20 protein-coding genes are annotated in these 20,387 nt (G+C 69.9%); 9 read left to right on the top strand and 11 right to left on the bottom strand.

Features of this window, described 5'->3' with window-relative positions; translation table 11 throughout:
- Positions 1-45: 45 nt before the first annotated feature.
- Positions 46-1,263, top strand: a complete 1,218-nt coding sequence (locus V1227_RS32095; protein WP_329789000.1) for a primosomal protein — start codon at positions 46-48, stop codon at positions 1,261-1,263.
- A gap of 51 nt (positions 1,264-1,314) precedes the next feature.
- Here V1227_RS32095 and V1227_RS32090 read toward each other — a convergent pair whose 3' ends face one another.
- Positions 1,315-2,412 carry an adenosine deaminase gene (locus tag V1227_RS32090; RefSeq protein WP_329788999.1) on the bottom strand — a complete coding sequence of 366 codons (1,098 nt, stop codon included), beginning with the start codon at positions 2,410-2,412 and terminating at the stop codon, positions 1,315-1,317.
- Positions 2,413-2,771: 359 nt separating this feature from the next.
- Between V1227_RS32090 and V1227_RS32085 the strand changes: the two genes are divergently transcribed.
- Together V1227_RS32085 and V1227_RS32080 are read left to right on the top strand one after the other, a co-directional pair.
- Complete coding sequence (locus tag V1227_RS32085; RefSeq protein WP_329788998.1) at positions 2,772-4,151, top strand: hypothetical protein; 1,380 nt, start codon at positions 2,772-2,774, stop codon at positions 4,149-4,151.
- Between the two features lie 195 nt (positions 4,152-4,346).
- Complete coding sequence (locus V1227_RS32080) at positions 4,347-5,822, top strand: serine/threonine-protein kinase (RefSeq protein ID WP_329788997.1); 1,476 nt, start codon at positions 4,347-4,349, stop codon at positions 5,820-5,822.
- Here the strand turns inward: V1227_RS32080 and V1227_RS32075 are convergent.
- The 6 genes from V1227_RS32075 to V1227_RS32050 form a co-directional block, all read right to left on the bottom strand.
- Positions 5,819-7,093 carry a thymidine phosphorylase gene (locus V1227_RS32075; protein WP_329788996.1) on the bottom strand — a complete coding sequence of 425 codons (1,275 nt, stop codon included), beginning with the start codon at positions 7,091-7,093 and terminating at the stop codon, positions 5,819-5,821. The two genes, V1227_RS32080 and V1227_RS32075, sit on opposite strands and share 4 nt — an antisense overlap.
- On the bottom strand, positions 7,090-7,479 hold the full coding sequence (locus V1227_RS32070) for a cytidine deaminase (protein WP_090067213.1): 390 nt from the start codon (positions 7,477-7,479) through the stop codon (positions 7,090-7,092). Before V1227_RS32070 ends, V1227_RS32075 begins: the two co-directional genes overlap by 4 nt.
- On the bottom strand, positions 7,472-8,713 hold the full coding sequence (locus V1227_RS32065; RefSeq protein ID WP_329794160.1) for an ABC transporter permease: 1,242 nt from the start codon (positions 8,711-8,713) through the stop codon (positions 7,472-7,474). Before V1227_RS32065 ends, V1227_RS32070 begins: the two co-directional genes overlap by 8 nt.
- Positions 8,714-8,721: 8 nt before the next feature.
- Positions 8,722-9,795, bottom strand: a complete 1,074-nt coding sequence (locus V1227_RS32060) for an ABC transporter permease (RefSeq protein ID WP_329788995.1) — start codon at positions 9,793-9,795, stop codon at positions 8,722-8,724.
- Positions 9,795-11,393, bottom strand: coding sequence for an ABC transporter ATP-binding protein (locus V1227_RS32055; protein WP_329788994.1), 1,599 nt, complete (start codon positions 11,391-11,393; stop codon positions 9,795-9,797). Before V1227_RS32055 ends, V1227_RS32060 begins: the two co-directional genes overlap by 1 nt.
- Before the next feature lie 80 nt (positions 11,394-11,473).
- Positions 11,474-12,607, bottom strand: coding sequence for a BMP family lipoprotein (locus tag V1227_RS32050; RefSeq protein WP_329794159.1), 1,134 nt, complete (start codon positions 12,605-12,607; stop codon positions 11,474-11,476).
- A 573-nt stretch (positions 12,608-13,180) separates the two neighbouring features.
- Between V1227_RS32050 and sdhC the strand changes: the two genes are divergently transcribed.
- Genes sdhC through V1227_RS32030 form a run of 4 tightly spaced genes read left to right on the top strand, consistent with a single transcriptional unit; the run spans position 13,181 to position 16,573 of the window.
- Positions 13,181-13,603 (top strand): succinate dehydrogenase, cytochrome b556 subunit, encoded by a 423-nt coding sequence (sdhC, locus tag V1227_RS32045; protein ID WP_090094836.1) that lies wholly within the window; start codon positions 13,181-13,183, stop codon positions 13,601-13,603.
- 3 nt (positions 13,604-13,606) lie between these two features.
- Positions 13,607-14,014 carry a succinate dehydrogenase hydrophobic membrane anchor subunit gene (locus V1227_RS32040; protein WP_090094835.1) on the top strand — a complete coding sequence of 136 codons (408 nt, stop codon included), beginning with the start codon at positions 13,607-13,609 and terminating at the stop codon, positions 14,012-14,014.
- A gap of 22 nt (positions 14,015-14,036) precedes the next feature.
- Positions 14,037-15,791 (top strand): succinate dehydrogenase flavoprotein subunit, encoded by a 1,755-nt coding sequence (gene sdhA, locus V1227_RS32035; protein WP_236215885.1) that lies wholly within the window; start codon positions 14,037-14,039, stop codon positions 15,789-15,791.
- Positions 15,791-16,573: a succinate dehydrogenase iron-sulfur subunit gene (locus V1227_RS32030; protein WP_090094833.1), complete on the top strand. Its 783-nt coding sequence runs from the start codon at positions 15,791-15,793 to the stop codon at positions 16,571-16,573. Before sdhA ends, V1227_RS32030 begins: the two co-directional genes overlap by 1 nt.
- Before the next feature lie 167 nt (positions 16,574-16,740).
- On the opposite strand, the gene V1227_RS32025 is transcribed toward V1227_RS32030, so the two are convergent.
- Both V1227_RS32025 and V1227_RS32020 read right to left on the bottom strand, forming a co-directional pair.
- On the bottom strand, positions 16,741-17,655 hold the full coding sequence (locus tag V1227_RS32025; RefSeq protein ID WP_329788993.1) for a hypothetical protein: 915 nt from the start codon (positions 17,653-17,655) through the stop codon (positions 16,741-16,743).
- A 29-nt stretch (positions 17,656-17,684) separates the two neighbouring features.
- Entirely contained in the window at positions 17,685-17,888 is a 204-nt protein-coding gene (locus V1227_RS32020) for an LPXTG cell wall anchor domain-containing protein (RefSeq protein ID WP_329788992.1), read from the bottom strand.
- Here V1227_RS32020 and V1227_RS32015 point away from each other — a divergent pair.
- Entirely contained in the window at positions 17,872-18,330 is a 459-nt protein-coding gene (locus V1227_RS32015) for a hypothetical protein (RefSeq protein ID WP_329788991.1), read from the top strand. The two genes, V1227_RS32020 and V1227_RS32015, sit on opposite strands and share 17 nt — an antisense overlap.
- A gap of 97 nt (positions 18,331-18,427) precedes the next feature.
- Here V1227_RS32015 and V1227_RS32010 read toward each other — a convergent pair whose 3' ends face one another.
- Entirely contained in the window at positions 18,428-18,778 is a 351-nt protein-coding gene (locus tag V1227_RS32010; protein WP_329788990.1) for a hypothetical protein, read from the bottom strand.
- 10 nt (positions 18,779-18,788) lie between these two features.
- On the bottom strand, positions 18,789-19,016 hold the full coding sequence (locus V1227_RS32005) for an SCO4848 family membrane protein (RefSeq protein ID WP_090094830.1): 228 nt from the start codon (positions 19,014-19,016) through the stop codon (positions 18,789-18,791).
- Positions 19,017-19,077: 61 nt separating this feature from the next.
- Between V1227_RS32005 and V1227_RS32000 the strand changes: the two genes are divergently transcribed.
- Positions 19,078-20,346 carry a D-alanyl-D-alanine carboxypeptidase family protein gene (locus tag V1227_RS32000; protein ID WP_329788989.1) on the top strand — a complete coding sequence of 423 codons (1,269 nt, stop codon included), beginning with the start codon at positions 19,078-19,080 and terminating at the stop codon, positions 20,344-20,346.
- The last annotated feature ends 41 nt before the right edge of the window (positions 20,347-20,387 follow it).

The raw sequence follows: 20,387 nt of genomic DNA, 5'->3' as shown, positions 1-20,387 counted from the left end.
TTAGGCTCGTCGACGGCATCAGGCAGGCGTGACCGGGAGGTCAGGATGGCGCAGGACATCGTCCCCATCGAGCTGGGGCTGACGCAGGGTGACGTGGTCACGCTGTGGGCACCCCGCTGGCGCGAGAAGGGCGAGGAGTGGGAGGCGTTCCTCGGCGACGAGGAAGACCTGTTCGTCTTCCCCGACGCCGCGCACCTCGCCGCCTTCGTGCGCACCGCCGAGGAGCACGACCTGACCGATCACCCCGCGTGGCCGGTCGTGCCGTCGCTGGGTGTCGCGGACCTGTCCCCGGACGACAACCACCAGTTCGACCTCGTCGGCGTGCCCGAGCTCGTCGCGGAGGACCCGGACACCTGGACCATCGGCGAGCTCGCCGACGTGATCGCGATCGTGCGCTCGCTCGCGGAGGTCTGCGACCTGGAGAAGGTCCACGAGGTGCTCGACAGCGCCGAGGGCTTCTCGCTGCTGCCGCAGGGCACGCTGCCGTTCAGCGGCCGTGACGGCGCGAAGCTGTGGGCCGAGCTCTCCGAGGTCGTCTCCGAGAAGTGGGACGAGGTCCTCGACGCGATCGACGGCGTGGTGAACACGCCGGACGTCCCGGACAAGGAGCTCGCCGTCGCGCAGGAGGAGCTGGCCGCGCTCGAGGCCGAGACGGCCGCCGCCGCCGCCGTCGACTCCCCCTCGGAGGACTCCGACGACGAGACCGAGGAGCCCACCGGCTTCTGGGCCGAGGTCGGCGTCGACCCCATCAAGATCATCACGTCCGCCGGCGAGTTCTACACGCTGCGCTGCTACCTCGGCGACGACCCGGTGTTCCTGGGCCGCCGGGGCAAGATCGAGGTCTTCGGCTCGCCGCGCGCGCTGAGCCGCTTCGTCGCCGAGAACGACGAGCACGACCTGGCCGAGGTCGAGACCTGGAACGACATCAAGGTCAAGGCCACCGCGGGCGAGCTCGACGTCGAGGTGGACGACGACAACGTCTACGTGCTGACCGGCATCGCCGAGGACATGGAGGAGGGCCCCGACTCCCTCGACCCGCAGCAGCTCGACCTCGCCGTCGAACTGTTCGAGGACGCGGCGGAGTGGGCCGAGGACGAGTCCGTGAAGGACGCGCTCGCCTCGTCCGAGTCGCTGGGCTGGCTCGTGTCGTTCGTCGTGTCCCCGGACCCGACGCGCCTCGCGCCGTCCGCTCCCTACGACGCCGAGGTGGCCGCGTTCCGCGAGTTGCAGGCGAAGTTCGAGGACCGGCTCAACGTCAACTGATCCCCGTCCGACGCGAAGGGCCGCTCACGCACGTGAGCGGCCCTTCGCCGTTCAGGACTGCGCGGTCAGCGCCGCGTACCCCGGCTTGACCAGCTCGTTGATGATCGCGAGCCGCTCGTCGAACCCGATGAACGCCGACTTCATGGCGTTGATCGTGAACCACTGCAGGTCCGCCCACCCGTAGCCGAACGTCTCGGCCAGCGCGGCGAACTCGCTCGACAGCGTGCAGTCGCTCATCAGGCGGTTGTCGGTGTTGACGGTGACGCGGAACCGCAGCTTGGCGAGCAGGCCGATCGGGTGGTCGGCGAGCGTCCGGGCGGCACCGGTCTGCAGGTTCGAGGTCGGGCACATCTCCAGCGGGATGCGGCGGTCGCGGACGTACGCGGCCAAGCGGCCCAGCTGGACGGTGCCGTCATCGTCGGAAGCCTTGATGTCGTCGACGATCCGCACGCCGTGGCCGAGGCGTTCGGCGCCGCAGTGCTGGATCGCCTCCCAGATCGACGGCAGGCCGAACGCCTCGCCGGCGTGGATGGTGAAGTGCGCGTTCTGCTGACGCAGGTACTCGAACGTGTCGAGGCCCCTGGTGGGAGGGAAGCCCGCCTCGGGACCCGCGATGTCGAAGCCGACGACGCCGAGGTCGCGGTAGCGGACGGCCAGTTCGGCGATGCGCAGCCAGCCCTCGTTCTGGCGCATGGCGCAGAGCAGCGTGCCGACGCGGATCGTGCGGCCGGTCTCGGCGACGCGGGCGGTGCCGGCGCGGAAGCCCTCCTGGACGGCCTCGACGACCTGCTCCAGGGAGAGGCCCTTCTCGGTGTTCAGCTCGGGGGCGTAGCGGATCTCGGCGTAGACGACGCCGTCGGCCGCCAGGTCCTCGACCGCCTCGGCGGCGACGCGGACCAGGGACGCCTCGTCCTGCATGACGCCGCACGTGTGGGCGAAGCCTTCGAGGTAGCGCACGAGCGAACCCGAGTTCGCGTTGTCGCGGAACCAGTCGCCGAGGACGCCCGCGTCGGTGGTGGGCAGGCCCCGGTAGCCGGAGGCATCGGCGAGTTCGATCACCGTCTGCGGGCGGAGGCCACCGTCGAGGTGGTCGTGCAGCAGCACCTTCGGCGCGCTGCGGATGGTCTCCAAGGTAAGCGGCGTGGACATCACTACACGTTACTCCAGGCGACACGCCGCTTCAGCGTCGACCGAAACGATCTTCGCGGCGGTATGATCATGTGCTCGTTCACCGTTGTTGCAGATCCGTGATCAGCAACTTTCTGCAACCAAGGCGGCGCTTGAGTCACCCCAAGGTAGGAACATCACCAGTGGCTACTGTGCGCTTTCGGCCGGTGACTTGGCGTTCAGCGTAGTCAGGTAGCCTGATCAGGTTAGTCCGCCGTCCGCGCCCTGCCTTTTTCCGTCGGGGGTGGTACAGAGTCGTGCCGCGACGCGGATAGGCTCCCGTGGTCTCCCCTCCCCTTGGACGAAGGCACTCAGCCGTGACAGAGAACAACAACTCCACGATGAGCTTCGATCGGATGCGCAACATGCTCACGCGCGCCGCGGAGATCCGTGAGAGCGAGCAGCAGCAGATCTTCGACGCGCTGGACGAGATCCACGCCCGGATGTCGCCTCTGGAGTCGCTGGGTTCGGTCCGCAAGCGCCTGTCGGAGCTCCCGGACCGCACTGAGGTCAGCGTTCTCGCGGAGCGCCTGGACGAGGCCCTCGCCAAGCTGGAGGCCCAGGACAACGCCGTCGCCGGCATCGGTCGCGCGGTCGACGCCCTGGTGGACAAGCTCGCCAAGCCGTTCGCGCAGCTGGACGGGCGCCTCGACGGCGTCGCCGGCCGCTTCGAGGGCGTCGCGGGCCGCATGGACGGGCTGGAGGACAAGCTCGCCAGCATCCACAAGCGCATCGACGACCTCGACGGCCACCTGGACAAGCAGGACGGCAAGGTCGACGCGATCCCCGGCGCGGTCACCACCCCGCTGCGCGAGCGCGTCGAGGCCCTCGAAGCCGCGCTGCGCGGCCGTCTCGACGAGGTCGACGAGGGCGTGCACGAGCACCTCGACGGCACCCGCGAGGCGCTGCAGAAGATCCTCGCCGAGTCGTTCTCGGGCATCCACGGCCGCGCCGACGAGCAGCGCGACGCCCTCGCCGCCGCGCGCGCCGAGCTGGCCGCCGCCGTCGCCGAGAGCCGCGCCGAGCTGGTGACCGCGGTGACCGACCGCCACGACCAGCTGGCGGGCGCGCTCGCCGAGACCCGCACCGAGCTGTCCGGCGCCGTGGCGGAGACCCGCGGCGAGCTGGCCGGCACGGTCGCCGAGACCCGCGACGCCCTGGCGTCGTCGCTGGCCGAGACCCGCACCGAGCTCGCCTCCGCCGTCGCCGACACGCGCGACGTCGTCAACGGCAAGCTGGACGAGGCCCGCACCGCCCTGTACGCGGCGATCGAGCAGTCCCGCGACCAGGTCGACGCCGCCGACCGCCTCGAGTCCCTGGCCCGCCGCCTGGAGCTCGTCACCTCGCAGCTCGACAACATGACCAACCGCCTGGACAAGGTCGAGGACGGCTTCGCCGCCCGGATCTCCGAGCTCGGCGGCAGCGTCGACGCGAGCCTCTCGAAGGTCGCCGAGACCGTCGGCGCCCGCCCGGACACCGACGCGCTGCAGTCCCTGGTCCGCAAGTCGAACCAGGAGTCGGAACTGCGCATCGGCGGCCAGCTGGACGAGGCCATGGCCACCTTCGCCGAGCTCATCCTCGGCGGCGGCTCGCCCACGCCTCCCCCGCCGCCCACCGCCCTGCCCCGCCCGCAGCGCCGCACCCGCAAGAACGGCGGCCCGAAGCCCGCGGGCGGCGGCAAGGACATGGACGACGACGACTTGGCGGCCGAGGGCGCCTGATCGCCTGAGCCCTCCACGAGGAACGGTCCCGGAGCAGCGTCGCTCCGGGACCGTTCCGCTTTCCGGCGACCGGCAAGCCGGATGAGACGCGTGCTCCGGTCGAACCCGCGGCGCGCGGCACGTGACTACCGGGAGAGCGCTTAGACGACCGAAGCTATGCTCGCCGCATCGGGGGACATCCGAAAGGAGTAGTCCGTGCAGCAGCGACACCGAGTCGTCGCCAACCGCTACACCCTGCTCGCCGAGCTCGGCAGAGGTGCGATGGGTGTCGTGTGGCGCGCCCAGGACCAGCTGCTGGACCGCGCGGTCGCGCTCAAGGAGCTGCACCCGCCGCAGGGCATCGCCGCCGAGGAACGCACCGTGCTGGAGGAGCGCATGCTCCGCGAGGCGCGGACCGCGGGCAGGCTGAACCACCCGGCGGTCGTCACCGTCTACGACGTCGTCCGCGAGGACGGGCGCACCTACCTCGCGATGGAACTGGTCGACGCGCTCGACCTCGCCAGCCTCGTGCAGCGGCACGGGCCGCGCGACTCCACCTGGATGGCCGGGGTCGCGTTGCAGGTGCTGGGGGCGCTGGAGGCGGCGCACCAGGCCGGGATCGTGCACCGGGACGTCAAGCCCAGCAACGTCATGGTGCGGCCGGACGGGGCGGTGAAGCTCACCGACTTCGGCATCGCGCAGGCGATGGACGACCCGCGGCTCACCCACAACGGCGGGATCGTCGGGTCACCCGCGTACATGTCGCCGGACCGGCTGAGCGGCTGGGAGGCCTCGCCCGCGTCGGACCTGTGGGCGCTCGGCGTCACGATCGCCAACGCCGTCGAGGGCATCAGCCCGTTCGAGCGGACGTCCACGGCGTCGACGCTGCACGCCGTCATGAACGAGCCGCCGGTGCTGCGGCTGGCCTCGCCCGCGCTGGCGCAGGTCATCCACGGGCTGCTCACGGTCGACCCCGCGCAACGCCTGACCGCGCCCCAGGCACGTCAGATGCTGGTCGCGATCGTGCAGGGCACGGCGCCGGTTCCGCCGCCGCAGCAGCAGAAGAACGGCGGTCGCAAGAAGAACAAGCTCGTCGTGGCCGGCGCGATCGCGATCGGCGCCGTGGTGCTCGCAGGTGCGGCGTTCGCCGGGTACCAGGCCTTCAAGCCGAAGGACACCACCAACGCGGGCCCGAGCACCACGAACCCCGGCTCCGGCGAGCAGAACTCCACCGAGTGGACCGAGGCCTCGCAGCTCCCGGTCGGCGCGCCGCTGCCGTCCCGCCGCATCGCCACGTTCGGCCGCGGCGGGGACGTGCCCGAGTGGAACATCTCCGGCACGCAGTGCGCCAAGGACTTCCTCATCCAGGGTTCGCCGGTGAGGTCGGACGTGCCGTGCGACGGCCCGCACGGCATCCAGCTCTTCTCGGCCGCGACCCCGTTGTGGGACAAGCCGAAGGACACCGCCTACCCCGGCTTGAAGTGGCTGGCGGACTTCACGGAGAACTACTGCACCGAGCAGTTCAAGGTGATCGAGCCGAAGATCCAGGAGCCGCTCGGCTTCACCGGCCTCGTGCCCACCCAGAAGGAGTGGGAGGCCTACAACGACGCCGCCGCGCCGGGCCGCCAGGAGGTCCTGTGCGTGGTGTGGAAGCAGGACAGGTCGCCCCTGGCGGGCTCGCTCGTGGATTAGCCCCGGATGGTGTCGATCACCAGCGGCGACCGCTCCGCCGCGGAGTCCGTGACGAAGTAGGCACCTTCCAGCGCCTGCAGGGCGCCGGCGACGGAGTCCGGGGTGTCGGTGCGCAGCTCCAGCAGCGGCTGCCCGGCCTCGACGACGTCGCCGGGCTTGGCGAGGCAGAGCACGCCGGCACCGGCCTGCACCGGGTCCTCCTTGCGCGCCCGGCCGGCGCCGAGCCGCCACGCCGCCACCCCGACGCGGTAGGCGTCCAAAGTGGACAGCACACCGGAGGCCGGTGCCTCCACGACGTGGCGGTGTGCGGCGACCGGCAGCGGAGCTTCCGGATCGCCGCCCTGGGCCCGGATCATCCGCGCCCACACCTCGTACGCCTCGCCGGAGGCCAGCACGGCGGCCGGGTCGGCGGAGATCCCGGCCAGCGACAGCATCTCCGACGCGAGCGCCACGGTCAGCTCGACGACGTCGGCGGGGCCACCGCCGCGCAGCACGTCGACGGACTCGGCCACCTCGACCGCGTTGCCGACGGCACGGCCCAGCGGCACGGACATGTCCGTCAGCAGGGCCGAGATCCGCACACCGTGCTCGACACCGATGGCCACCAGGGCCTCGGCGAGGGCACGGGCGGAGGGCAGGTCCTTCATGAACGCGCCGGAGCCGACCTTCACGTCCAGCACCAGCGACTCGGCACCTTCGGCGATCTTCTTCGACATGATCGAGGAGGCGATCAGCGGAATGGCCTCGACGGTCCCGGTGACGTCCCGCAACGCGTAGAGCTTGCGGTCCGCCGGAGCGAGTCCTTCGGTGGCGGCGCACACGACCGCACCGACCGAGGACAGCTGGTCGAGGATCTCACCGGTGGACAGCGCGGCCCGCCACCCCGGGATCGACTCCAGCTTGTCCAGGGTGCCGCCGGTGTGGCCGAGGCCGCGGCCGGACAGCTGCGGCACGGCGGCGCCGCAGGCGGCGACGAGCGGTGCCAGCGGCAGCGTGATCTTGTCGCCGACGCCGCCCGTCGAGTGCTTGTCCACGGTCGGGCGGTCGACGTGCAACGACAGCCGCTCACCCGACGAGATCATCGCCTGCGTCCAGCGCGCGGTCTCGGCGGCGGTCATCCCGTTGAAGAAGATCGCCATCGCCAGCGCGGACATCTGCTCGTCCGCGACGACGCCGCGCGTGTAGGCGTCGACGACCCAGTCGATCTCGGCGTCCGACAGCGCACGGCCGTCGCGCTTGGCGCGGATGACGTCCACTGCGGAAAGGCTCACGGCAGGTCCTCCGGTCCGAACGCGTCCGGCAGCACCGACGACATCGGCAGGATCCCGGACGGGGTGTCCACCAGGCAGTCGCGACCGCCCAGCTCGTACAGCACCTGACGGCACCGCCCGCACGGCATCAGCAGCTCACCGGCACCGGACCGGCAGGCGACGGCGACGAACCGGCCGCCGCCCGTGAGCTGCAGCTGGCCCGCCATCGCGCACTCGGCGCAGAGCCCGACCCCGTAGGAGGCGTTCTCGACGTTGCAGCCGGTCACGATGCGGCCGTCGTCGCACAGGGCCGCGGAGCCGACCTGCAGTCCCGAGTACGGGCAGTGGGCGAACGACGCCGCCTCCACCGCCCGTGCCCGGAGCAGGTCCCAGTCGACCTCAGCCACGGCGGTACACCAGGCCGTCGGCCGCGGGCATCCGCAGCCGTTGCGACGCCACGGCCAGCACGGCCAACGTCACCATGTGCGGCGCGTACGAGACGAACTCGCTCGGGATCTCGTCGAGGCTGACGTACAGCAGGTACAGCAGCACGGCGACGACGATCGCGGCAGCGGCGGAGAACCACTTCCGGCGGACCAGCTGCCACACCACGATCACACCGAGCAGGATCACCACGCCGTAGACGAGGCCGAGCACGGTCTCGCCGCCCGAGCGCAGCTGCAGGCCGTCGGCGTAGCCGAACAGCGCCGCGCCGCCGAGCAGGCCACCGGGCCGCCAGTTGCCGAAGATCATCGCGGCGAGGCCGATGTAGCCGCGGCCACCGGTCTGGCCCTCCAGGTAGGACAGCTGGCCGGGGTTCAGCACCAGCGCAGCGCCGCCCAGACCGGCGAGACCACCGGAGACGATCACGGCCACGTACTTGTGGAAGTACACCTTGACGCCCAGCGAGTCCGCCGCGTGCGGGTTCTCGCCGACCGAGCGCAGGCGCAGGCCGAAGCGGGTGCGCCAGAGCAGGTAGTACGACAGCGGTAGCAGCAGGATCGCGAGCATCGTCAGCGGCGAGACACCCGTGACGAGGCCGCGCAGGATGCCGGCGACGTCCGAGATGAACACGCGCTGGCCCGCCTCGAGCTCGCCCAGCCAGTCGGCGAAGCCCGCCGCCGAGTACGTGTCGAACGGCGTGACCGGCGGCGACTGCCGCGGGTTGTTCGACAGCGGCAGGAAGATCAGCGTCGACAGGTACTTCGTCAGGCCGGCGCCGAGCAGGTTGATCGCCACACCGGAGACGATGTGGTTGACGCCGAACGTGACCGTCGCGATCGCGTGCAGCAGCCCGCCCAGCGCGCCGAACACGACGGCGGCGACGACCGCGGCCCACGGACCCCACTGGTAGCCGGCCCACGCCGCGCCCCAGGTGCCCATGATCATCATGCCCTCGAGGCCGATGTTGACCACGCCGGCGCGTTCCGCCCACAGACCGCCGAGACCGGCGAGCAGGATCGGCAGCGCGAGGCGGACCGCCGTCTGCGTCGTGCCGGACGACGTGAGCTGCGGGAAGCCCGTCAGGTACGACGTCGTCGACAGCAGCACGATCGCGCCCGCGACGCCCAGCATGCCGACCGCCCAGCCGGGGATCTTGCGCTTGCGAGGCGCCGCCGGGACGTGGGGCTTCTCCTCCATCGTCGTGATCACGCGGCACCTCCGACAGTTCCGAGCTCGCGGCCGACGCGGCGCTGTTCGGCGGCGAGCTCGAAGCGGCGCACCACCTCGTAGGCGACGACGACCGACAGGACGATCGAGCCCTGCATGATGGTGACGATCTCCCTGGGGACGCCGACGTTGTCGAGCGCGAGGCCCGACTTGTCGAGGAACGCCCAGAGCAGCGCGCCGAAAGCGATGCCACCGGGGTGGTTGCGGCCGAGCAGCGCGATCGCGATGCCCGAGAAGCCGATACCCGCGGTGAAGTTCAGGCTGAACGTGTGGTCGCGGCCGAGCAGCTCCGGCAGCGAGATGAGGCCCGCGATGGCCCCGGAGAGCAGCATCGAGACGAGCACCATCTTCTTGGCGTTGACGCCACCGGCCGAGGCGGCGGTGGACGACTCGCCCGAGGCCCGCAGCTCGAAGCCGAACCGGGTCTTGTTCATCATCACCCAGTAGCCGACGCCGAGGGCGATGGCCACGAAGATGAAGCCGAACATCGTGCCGCCGCCACCGAAGCTGATGCCGGGCATCCAGCCGCTCTCCGGGATCTCGGCGGTGCGGATGTTGTTGCCCCGCAGCTCACCGAAGACGTCCCGGCGGATCAGGTAGGCGGACAGGCCGATCGCCAGCCCGTTCATCATGATCGTCGAGATGACCTCGTTGACGCCCCGGGTCACCTTGAGGATCGCGGGGATCGCGGCCCAGGCGGCACCGGCGAGCGCCGCCACGATAATGATCACCAGCGTGTGGATGCCGGGGGGCAGCGCGATCGAGCCGCCGACGACGGCCGCGATGACCGCCGCGACGCGGTACTGGCCCTCGACACCGATGTTGAACAGGTTCATCTGGAACCCGATCGCCACCGCGAGCGCCGCGATGTAGTAGATGCCCGTCGAGTTGACGATGTCGACGAGCGTCGAGCCCTTGCCGACCTGCGTCACCATCGCACCGAACGCGCTGAGCGGGTTCGCGCCGGAGATGACGAGCGCCACGCCGCACAGCAGCATCGAGAAGACGATCGCCAACGCGGGCGGCAGGAGTTTGCCGCGCAGGTGTCCCATCAGTTCGCGCCTTCCTCAACTACCGCGGTTCCGTGCGCAGTGCCGGTCTCCTGCACGGAAGCACTCGTCGCACCCGCACCGGTCATCGCGCTGCCGAGGTCCTCGGGCGTGACGGTGTTCGGGTCGGCGTCGGCCACCAGGCGGCCGCGCAGCATGACCTTGATCGTGTCCGAGAGGCCGATCAGCTCGTCCAGGTCGGCGGAGATCAGCAGGACCGCGAGACCGGCGGCGCGGGCGCGCTTGATCTCGTCCCAGATCAGCGCCTGCGCGCCGACGTCCACACCGCGGGTCGGGTGGGAGGCGATCAGCAGCTTCGGGTCACCGGACAGCTCGCGGCCGACCACCAGCTTCTGCTGGTTGCCACCGGACAGGGCGGCGGCGGGCACGTCGATGCCGGGCGTGCGGACGTCGAAGTCCGCGACGATCCGCTCGGTGTCCCTCTTCGCGCCGTCGGTGTCGAGCCAGATGCCCTTGGACGTGGGCTTGCGGGTCTGGTAGCCGAGGATCCGGTTGTACCAGAGGGGCTGCGTGAGCAGCAGGCCGTGGCGGTGGCGGTCCTCCGGCACGTAGCCGATGCCCGCCTCGCGCCGGGCGAGCGTGCCCAGCTTCGTGAGGTCGGCGTCGAGCAGCGTGATCGTGCCGCTGCCGGCCTTGCGCATGCCCATGATCGTCTCGACGAGCTCGGTCTGGCCGTTGCCCTCGACACCGGCGATGCCGACGACCTCGCCGGAGCGGACCACCAGGTCGACGTCGTCGAGGATCGGCCGCGAGCCGTCGGGGGTCATCAGCTTGAGGCCCCGGACGTCCAGCACGACCTCGTCGGTCACGGTGGACTCGCGGGTCTCCGGGCTGGGCAGCTCGCTGCCGACCATCATCTCGGCCAGCTGCCGCGACGAGACGGTCTTCGGGTCCGCGCTGCCCACGGTCGTGCCGCGGCGGATCACCGTGACCGAGTCCGCGATCGCGCGGACCTCGTCGAGCTTGTGGGAGATGAACAGGAACGTGTAGCCCTGCTCCTGCATGCCGCGGACGGTGTCGAAGAGCTCGTTGACCTCCTGCGGCACGAGCACGGCGGTCGGCTCGTCCAGGATGATCACCTTGGCGCCGCGGTAGAGCACCTTGAGGATCTCGACGCGCTGGCGGTCGGCGACACCGAGCTGCTCGACGAGCACGCCGGGGTCGACGTTCAGCCCGGTCTTGCCGGAGAGCTCGATGATGCGCTTGCGGGCCTTCTGGCCGATGCCGTGCAACGCCTCCGCGCCCAGGACGACGTTCTCCTGGACGGTGAGGTTGTCGGCGAGCATGAAGTGCTGGTGCACCATGCCGATCCCGGCCTTGATGGCGTCCGACGGCGTGCGGAACCGCACCTGCTCGCCGTTCACCTCGATGGTGCCCTCGTCCGGCGGCTGCATGCCGTAGAGGATCTTCATCAGGGTGGACTTGCCGGCACCGTTCTCACCGCAGAGCGCGTGCACCTCGCCACGGCGGACGGTCAGGTGGACGTCGCTGTTGGCGACCACACCGGGGAACCGCTTGGTGATGCCGGTGAGCACCACAGCGGGGGGATCGTCCGTCCGTGCGGACGTGGAACTGCTCATCGTCGAGTGCTCCTCCTACCACGCACCAGGCCCTGTGAGGGGCAAATCCTCACAGGGCCCGGTGGTGTGTGGCTTTCGGACTACGGCTTGTCCTTGACCTGAATCTTGCCCTCGATGATCTGGGCCTTGTAGCCCTCGAGGATTCCCTGCAGCTTCGCGTCGATCTTGCCACCCGACGTGGAGTAGCCGACACCGTTGACCTTCAGGTCGAAGACCTTCGGCAGCGACGCGAGGTCGTTCTTCGCGACGGCCTTGATGAAGTCGAAGACCGCGACGTCGACGCGCTTGAGCATCGACGAGACGATGACGTCCTTGGTGTCGGCGACGGTCGCCTGGTTGTACTGGTCGGAGTCGACGCCGATCGCCAGCGCGCCCGCCTGCTTGGCGGCCGAGAAGATGCCCTTGCCCGACGCACCGGCGGCCTGGTAGATCACGTCGGCGCCCTTGTCGATCTGGCCCTTCGCGGCCTCCTGGCCCTTCGGCGCGTCCTGGAAGCCCGTGAAGTCACCGGCCGGGGTGATGTACTTCTTCTCGACCTTGACCTTCGGGGCGGCGGTCGTCGCACCCTGGACGTAGCCGGCCTCGAACTTCTGGATCAGCGGGATCTCGACGCCGCCGACGAAGCCCACGTGGCACTTCTTGCTCTGGTACGCGGCGATGACGCCGGCCAGGAAGGAGCCCTCCTGCTCGGCGAAGAGCAGCGGCGTGACGTTGGTCGCGCCCTCGACGGCCGAGTCGACCAGGCCGAACTTGACGTTCGGGAACTCCGGCGCGACGACCTTCAGCGACTCGGCGTAGGCGAAGCCGACACCGATGATCGGGTTGAAGCCCTCGGACGCCAGCTGGCGCAGGCGGGTCTGCTTGGCGGACTCGTCCTCGTTCGGGGCGGCGGAGAGCTCGCGGGTGTTCTCCTTCTTCACGCCCATGTCCGCGATGGCCTTGTCGAGACCGGCGGCGGCGGAGTCGTTGAACGACGCGTCGCCACGGCCACCGATGTCGTAGGCCAGACCGATCTTCAGCGCGCTCGCGTCCACCTTGTCACCGTTGGCGGCGCTGGTGTTCGAGGTGGCGGGCGCGGACGGAGCCTCGGCGAACTCGCAGGCGGCGCCGGTACCGGCACTCCCGTTGTTGCTGCCGCCACCCGAGTCCTTCGCGCAGGCGGCCATAGTCATCACGCTGGTCAACGCGATCGCGGCGACCGCGACACCACGCATACGACGACGCACGGCTCGTCTCCTCCCTGAGGTTCCTCCCCAACGACGTTGTTGGGTCCTAGACGCGGCACCGTACCTCTTAGTAACCAACCCCGTTGCCGCCAGCACCTACAAAGACCCCTATCGGTTACGCATTCGACGCTTTGGCCGCACGAGTGGTGATCACTCGTGTTCACCCCGTGGCGAAAAGTCCACTTCCGCCGCTTCTAGGCTCCAATCGTCGTCCAAACGGCCCAACGGCGCTCGCCGATCTGCTCGGATGATCGACAAAACGTTGCGGTGCCGTTGAACCAATGCCCGGATTCGCGTCGTGCAGTAGGCGGCAAGTGCCTTTGCCGAGGACGGCGGCCTGGTCCGCGGCGGAGACCGGGCCGCCGTCCCCCTGTGGCGTGCACCGCATTTCCGGATCGATAAAGACCGCTTGGTGGATCGACAGCGTGTCTCATCGATCACAGAGCGGGTGTGCCTGCTGTGAGTGTTCCAACGTGCGGGACTAGGATTTTCCGGTCATGGTCGGACGAGAACGGACTTGTTCGCCGACCACACCACCACTGACGTTGGAGGCCGCGGCGCATGACCAGCGCAGGCGCACCCGAGCGGTCGGGCACCACCCGAGGGGGTGGGACGCTCTACCGCGGTGATCTGGGCATGTGGTCCTGGGTCGCCCACCGGATCACCGGTGTCCTCACGTTCTTCTTCCTCTTCACCCACGTGCTCGACACCGCCCTGGTGCGGGTGTCCCCCAACGCGTACGACGCGGTGATCGAGACCTACAAGAACCCGGTCGTCAACCTCTTCGAGGTCGGCCTGGTCGGCGCGGTGCTCTACCACGCCCTCAACGGCATCCGCGTCATGCTGGTGGACTTCTGGGAGAAGGGCGCCAAGTACCAGCGGGCCATGCTCTGGACCGTGCTGGGCGTCTGGGTGCTCGTGATGATCCCCGGCTTCTACTTCATGATGGAGCGCACGATCTCCGACCTGCTTGGGGGTCACTGAGCCATGTCCCTCGCACTCGACAAGCCCCGCTCGCCCCGGCGCCCCTCGGCGCGCCGCAGCAACGGCGAGCTCTACAGCTGGCTCTTCATGCGCCTCTCCGGCCTGCTGCTCGTGGTCCTGGTCCTGGGCCACCTGTTCATCATGAACATCCTGGACGGCGGCGTCCACAAGATCAACTTCGGTTTCGTCGCCGGCCGCTGGGCGTCTCCGTTCTGGCAGTTCTGGGACCTCGCGATGCTCTGGCTCGCGCAGATCCACGGCGGCAACGGCGTGCGCACGGTCATCAACGACTACGCCCGCAAGGACTCCACCCGGTTCTGGTTGAAGATGCTGCTCTACGTGTCGATGGTCCTGATCATCTCGCTCGGCACGTTCGTGATCTTCACCTTCGACCCGAACATCTCGAACTGACCCGCGCGGGGAGCCCACCACAATGCAGTTCCACAAGTACGACGTAGTCATCATCGGCGCTGGTGGTGCCGGAATGCGCGCGGCGATCGAGTCCGGCCAGCGCGCCCGCACCGCGGTGCTCACCAAGCTCTACCCCACGCGTTCGCACACCGGCGCGGCCCAGGGCGGCATGTGCGCCGCCCTCGCCAACGTCGAGGAGGACAACTGGGAGTGGCACACCTTCGACACGATCAAGGGCGGCGACTACCTGGTCGACCAGGACGCCGCCGAGATCATGGCGAAGGAGGCCATCGACGCGGTCCTCGACCTCGAGAAGATGGGCCTGCCGTTCAACCGCACGCCCGAGGGCAAGATCGACCAGCGCCGGTTCGGCGGCCACACGCGCAACCACGGTGAAGCCGCCGTGCGCCGCGCCTGCTACGCCGCGGACCGCACCGGTCACATGATCCTGCAGACGCTCTACCAGAACTGCGTCAAGCACGGCATCGAGTTCTTCAACGAGTTCTACGTGCTCGACATCTGCCTGACCGAGACGGAGAACGGCCCGGTCTGCACCGGCGCCGTCGCCTACGAGCTCGCGACCGGCGAGATCCACGTCTTCCAGGCCAAGTCCGTCGTGTTCGCCACGGGTGGTTTCGGCAAGGTCTTCAAGACCACGTCGAACGCCCACACGCTGACCGGCGACGGCATGGGCATCGTCTTCCGCAAGGGCCTGCCCCTGGAGGACATGGAGTTCTACCAGTTCCACCCGACCGGCCTCGCCGGTCTCGGCATCCTGCTGACCGAGGGCGCGCGAGGCGAGGGCGCGATCCTGCGCAACGCCTCGGGTGAGCGGTTCATGGAGCGCTACGCCCCGACCATCAAGGACCTGGCGCCGCGCGACATCGTGGCCCGCTCGATGGCCCTCGAGGTGCTCGAGGGCCGTGGCGCCGGCCCGAACAAGGACTACGTGCTCCTGGACTGCACGCACCTCGGTGCCGAGGTCCTCGAGACGAAGCTGCCGGACATCACCGAGTTCGCGCGCACGTACCTGGCCGTCGACCCGGTGCACGAGCCCGTCCCGGTCTACCCGACCGCGCACTACGCGATGGGCGGCATCCCGACGAACATCCACGGCGAGGTGCTGCGGGACAACGACAACGTCGTTCCCGGCCTCTACGCCGCGGGTGAGTGCGCCTGCGTCTCCGTGCACGGCGCGAACCGCCTGGGCACGAACTCGCTGCTGGACATCAACGTCTTCGGCCGCCGCGCCGGCATCGCCGCCGCGGAGTACGCGCTGTCCCGCGAGTCGCACGTGGACCTGCCGGAGAACCCGGCCGCGGCCGTCGAGGCCCAGGTCGCGCTGGCGCTGTCGGAGCACGGCCAGGAGCGCGTGGCGGACATCCGCACCGAGCTGCAGGCCACCATGGACGCCAACGCGTCCGTGTACCGCACCGAGGACACGCTGAAGCAGGCCCTGCACGACGTGCAGGCCCTGAAGGAGCGCTACGCCCACATCTCCGTGCAGGACAAGGGCAAGCGCTTCAACACGGACCTGCTGGAGGCCGTCGAGCTCGGCTTCCTGCTGGAGCTCGCCGAGGTCCTGGTCGTCGGCGCCCTGGCGCGCAAGGAGTCCCGCGGCGGCCACGCCCGCGAGGACTACCCGAACCGCGACGACACGAACTTCATGCGCCACAGCATGTTCTACAAGCAGGGCGAGGGTCTCTCGGCGGACATCCGCCTCGACTACAAGCCCGTGACCTTTACCCGGTACAAGCCGATGGAGCGCAAGTACTGATGACCGCCACCGCTGAAACCACTGCTGGCTCGCGCGGCTCCCAGCCGCCGGTTCCGGACGGCGCTGTCACGGTCACCGTCAAGATCCGCCGGTTCAACCCGGAGGTCGACGACGAGCCGCGCTGGGACTCGTTCGACATCCCCGCGCTCCCCTCGGACCGCGTGCTGAACCTCCTCCACCACATCAAGTGGTACGTGGACGGCACGCTGACGTTCCGCCGCTCCTGCGCCCACGGCATCTGCGGTTCCGACGCCATGCGCATCAACGGCGTCAACCGCCTGGCCTGCAAGGTCCTGCTGAAGGACCTGCTGCTCAAGGGCGACAAGCAGACCACGATCACCATCGAGCCCATCAAGGGCCTGCCGGTGAACAAGGACCTGCTCGTCGACATGGAGCCGTTCTTCGAGGCGTTCCGCGCCGTCAAGCCGTACCTCGTGACCTACGGCAACGAGCCGACGCGTGAGCGCATCCAGTCCGTCGCCGACCGCGAGCGGTTCGACGACACGACGAAGTGCATCCTGTGCGCCTGCTGCACCACGTCGTGCCCGGTCTACTGGACCGAGGGCTCGTACTTCGGGCCCGCCGCGATCGTGAACGCGCACCGGTTCATCTTCGACTCGCGCGACGAGGGCGCTGAGGAGCGGCTCGACATCCTCAACGACATCGACGGCGTGTGGCGGTGCCGCACCACGTTCAACTGCACCGACGCCTGCCCTCGTGGCATCCAGGTGACGAAGGCGATCCAGGAAGTGAAGCGGGCGCTGCTGTTCAAGCGCGTCTGAGGTTCTTCTCGGGTGCTTCGAGGCGCCGCGCTCCCGGTGGGGGCGCGGCGCCTCGCCTTTGTGCGGGGTGGCGGGGTTCGGCGCTGCGTGGTGCGGGGTGTCACAGTTGTGGCACGCGACCTGTGCGCGCACCGTGCCTTGGCGTCCTCGGGACCGGGAAGCCGCCGTCAGCTCACCTCCACGATGCGCACCGGGGGCCGAGGCCGAGCGGCCGCCGCCCGATGCGCCTTCCTCAACTCCGCGGCCACCGCCTCCGGGTTGTCCCGCAACCGGGTGGGCAACGTCTGCACCACCAGGATCCCGGCAGCGGCGTACCGGCTGTTGCGCGCCAAGGTGCGTTCGTAGTCACGCGGCCCGTAGTGGAACGCCCGCGAGTCGATCTCCCAGGCGAGGCCCACGTCGTCGTACCAGGCGTCCGGCCGGCCGATGATGACGCCATCGGCGCCGGCGAGCGTGACGTTCCAGTGCGCGGTGGGGAGCCGGATGCGGCGCGACAACCGGCGGGCGTCCCGCTCCGCCACCGATTCCGCACGCCCCAGCTCCTCCAGGACGGCGCGGACCAGCGCGGTGCCGTAGCGGTTGACGCGGGCCTCGGCGGCCAGGTCCGACGGCGAGCAGCGGCCCTTCTGGATGGCGGCGGCCACGAGCGCGGTCGCCTCGTCCGCGGAACGGAGCCGGCGGCAGGCGTCGACCACGGCTCGGGCGCAGGACACGACGGGGAAGCCGCCCACGTCCGCGGCCGGGGGCACCGGGCACACGCGTTCGAGGATCAGGCGGCCGCTGCCGCGCACGGAGCCCGGCACCAGGAGGTGGATCTCCTGGCCGCGGGCGGGGAGACCGTGGCGGCGACAGGCTTCGGCGCCGGTCACCACGGCCCCCGGGCCCGCGCGCAGCAGGGCCGCGGTCAGGTGCTGCTCCGGGGTGGGCGGGCCGTTGTGCAGCAGCACGACACCGGGGTACATGCGCTGCCACGGCCCGCCCGCGGCGCATCGACGCCAGGGGTTCGAGACGCCCAGGGACTTCACGGCGCCGGCACTGATGACGCCGAGATCGCTGCGTTCACGCAGGTGTTCGATTCGCACGTCACCAGTGTGACGAGGAACACCGACAGTCAGCGGCGGGTGAGCCGCCTGGCGCGCTCGATCATCAGCAGTGCCGCGCCGCCCACGAGGAGCAGCACGCCGAGCAGGAGCATCCACGTGGTCGAGGCGCCGGTGTCGGCCAGGCGGTTGTCCTGGTGGTGCACCGGAGGCGACGCGACGTTCTTGGTCGTCGACGTGTGCGGGGTGGTGTGCGACGTGGTGGTCGTCGTCACCGGTGACGTCTTCGTGCCGGACGTGGTGGTGGTCACCGGCGTCGTCGTGGACGAGGTCGTCGACCCGGACGTCGTCGTGGACGAGGTCGTCGACCCGGACGTCGTCGTGGATGGGGTCGTCGACCCGGACGTCGTCGTGGACGTCGAGGTCGGCGGACTGGTCGTCGAAGAGGTCTTGGTCGACGACGTGGTCGTGGTAGTGGTGGACGTGGTCGTGGACGGCTTCGTGTGCTTGGTCTTCGAAGTCGTCGTCGTGGGCGTGGTCGTCGACGACGTCGGAGGCTCCTCACCTCGCGGCGACGGCGCGCGCCATGCCGGGCGTTCCTGCGGGCACCACGCAGCGGCGCACACCCGGCCGTCCCCGGAGGCCGAGGCTTCCGGGGTGGCACCGTGCAGTGCGACGACCGTCAACACCGCGCCGGCGGTGAGCACACCGATATAGGCGATACGTGACATGCCACGGATGGTTGCGCGCCGGTACAGCAAGTCGCTCGGGAAGAACGCCCACGTCACCCGCCAGTGCGGGCGACACCGCCCGATCAGGTCCAGAAGACGGCGACACCGACGTTGAGGACGACCAGCGAGGCGGCGGTCGGCAGGAGCCAGGACGGCGCCTTCGGCTTGTTCACGTTGATCGCGACGACGGCGGCGATGGCGACGACGACGAGCAGCTTCACGCCGATCTTGACGTGGTCGTACTCCACCGAGTCGACCAGGGGGTCGATGCCGACCAGCGCGATGCCGGTGAGCAGCTGCAGCGCGGCGCCGTGCAGCCAGCCCTTGTTGACCGGCGCGCCCTTGCCGGCCCTGGCCTGCAACATGATCATCGCGACGAGCATGCCCATGCCCAGCAGGTGCAGGAACACCAGCAGCAGGCGTACGAACTCCACAGCGTTGTCCTTATCGACGTCGGGTGGCGAGGTAACCGCGCACGCCCAGGACACCGATGACGGTGCCGAAGACGAGCGAGGCGATCACGAGCACCAGGTGCACGGTGAAGAACGCGGTAGGTCCGTCGCCGAACGAACGGGGGTCCTTCCAGATGTTCTTCAGGAACGTGGGCCAGATCACCCACGACCACACTCCGAAAGCCACCAGGAAGAGTGACATCGGGCGCGAGAGCTTCACGGCGACCAGTATCGGACGTGGTGCGTGCAAGCCTCTAAACGGGGGTGGATAGCCTGGAGGCGTGCCCTTCACCCAACGGCTCATCGTCGCCCTGGTCCTAGCAACGGCCACCGCCGCGTTCGCCGCACCGACCGGCACCGCACAGCAGGCCGCCGGCACGGCGCAGTGCGCTAACCGCGAGACCCCGCCGCCCCCGGTCGACACGTCCGAGCAACCGGCTCCCGGACAGAAGGCCCCGACGCCGCTCGAGGTGCCGGAGAAGCCCATCGGTGGTGATCGCCTCGGCGAGTGCGGACTGATCCTGCCGCCGAACTCGGCGCAGCCGCCCAGCGGCATCACCGCGGCGACGTGGCTGCTCGCGGACATGGACAGCGGTGCCGTCCTCGCCGCGTACGACCCGCACGGCCGTCAGCGCCCGGCGAGCATCATGAAGGTGCTCCTCGCGATGGTCGTCGCCAAGGAGCTGCGGGGCGACCTGGTCGTCACCGCGAGCGCCGAGGACACCCAGCAGGAGTGCACCTGCATCGGCCTGCGCGACGGCGGCCAGTACACGGTCCGCCAGCTGCTGCACGGCCTGTTGCTCACCTCGGGCAACGACGTGGCGCACACGCTGGCGCGTCAGCTCGGCGGCGTGCCGAACGCCCTGCGCAAGATGAACGCGATGGCCAAGGAGCTCGGCGCCCTCGACACGCGCGCCGTGACGCCGTCCGGCCTCGACGGCCCCGGCACCAGCACGTCGGCCTACGACGTCGCCCTGATCTTCCGCGGCGCGATGAAGTACGAGGAGTTCGCGCAGGCGATCAAGCTGCAGCAGTCGCAGTTCCCCGGCCGCAACGGCGGAACGATCATGTTGCAGAACGACAACCGCCTGCTCACGAGCTACCAGGGCGCGCTCGGCGGCAAGACCGGCTTCACCGACGACTCGCAGCACACCTACGTGGGTGCCGCGGAGCGCAACGGCCGCCGTCTCGTCGTGGTCCTGCTGCGCGGGCAGCAGACGCCCACGCGCATCGACGCCCAGGCCGCGAAGCTGCTCGACTACGGCTTCGCGATGGGCCCCGGCGGTGTCGGCAAGCTCGTCGACGGTGCCCCGCAGCCGAAGCCGAACGTCGTCCCGACCCAGCAGAACACCGACGCGGGCGACGAGGCCGCCGTCGACGCGAAGACGGGCCGCCCGACGCCGACCGCGTTCGGCACCGTCGGCCTCCCGATCACGGCGGCCGCGGGCCTCGGCCTCCTGGCCGGCCTGGTCCTCTTCGTCCGCAACAAGCGGGCCAAGGCGGCGCGCGCACGCCGCCAGGCCCAGCAGCAGGCGGCACAGGGCTTCTGAGGCACGCGAGAACGGCCCCGGCGCACACGCGCCGGGGCCGT

It is taken from the genome of Lentzea sp. DG1S-22 (genome assembly GCF_036321065.1).
GTDB lineage: Bacteria > Actinomycetota > Actinomycetes > Mycobacteriales > Pseudonocardiaceae > Lentzea > Lentzea jiangxiensis.
The sequence above is the reverse complement of the archived record's forward strand: the minus strand, read 5'-3'. Positions and strand labels throughout refer to the sequence as shown.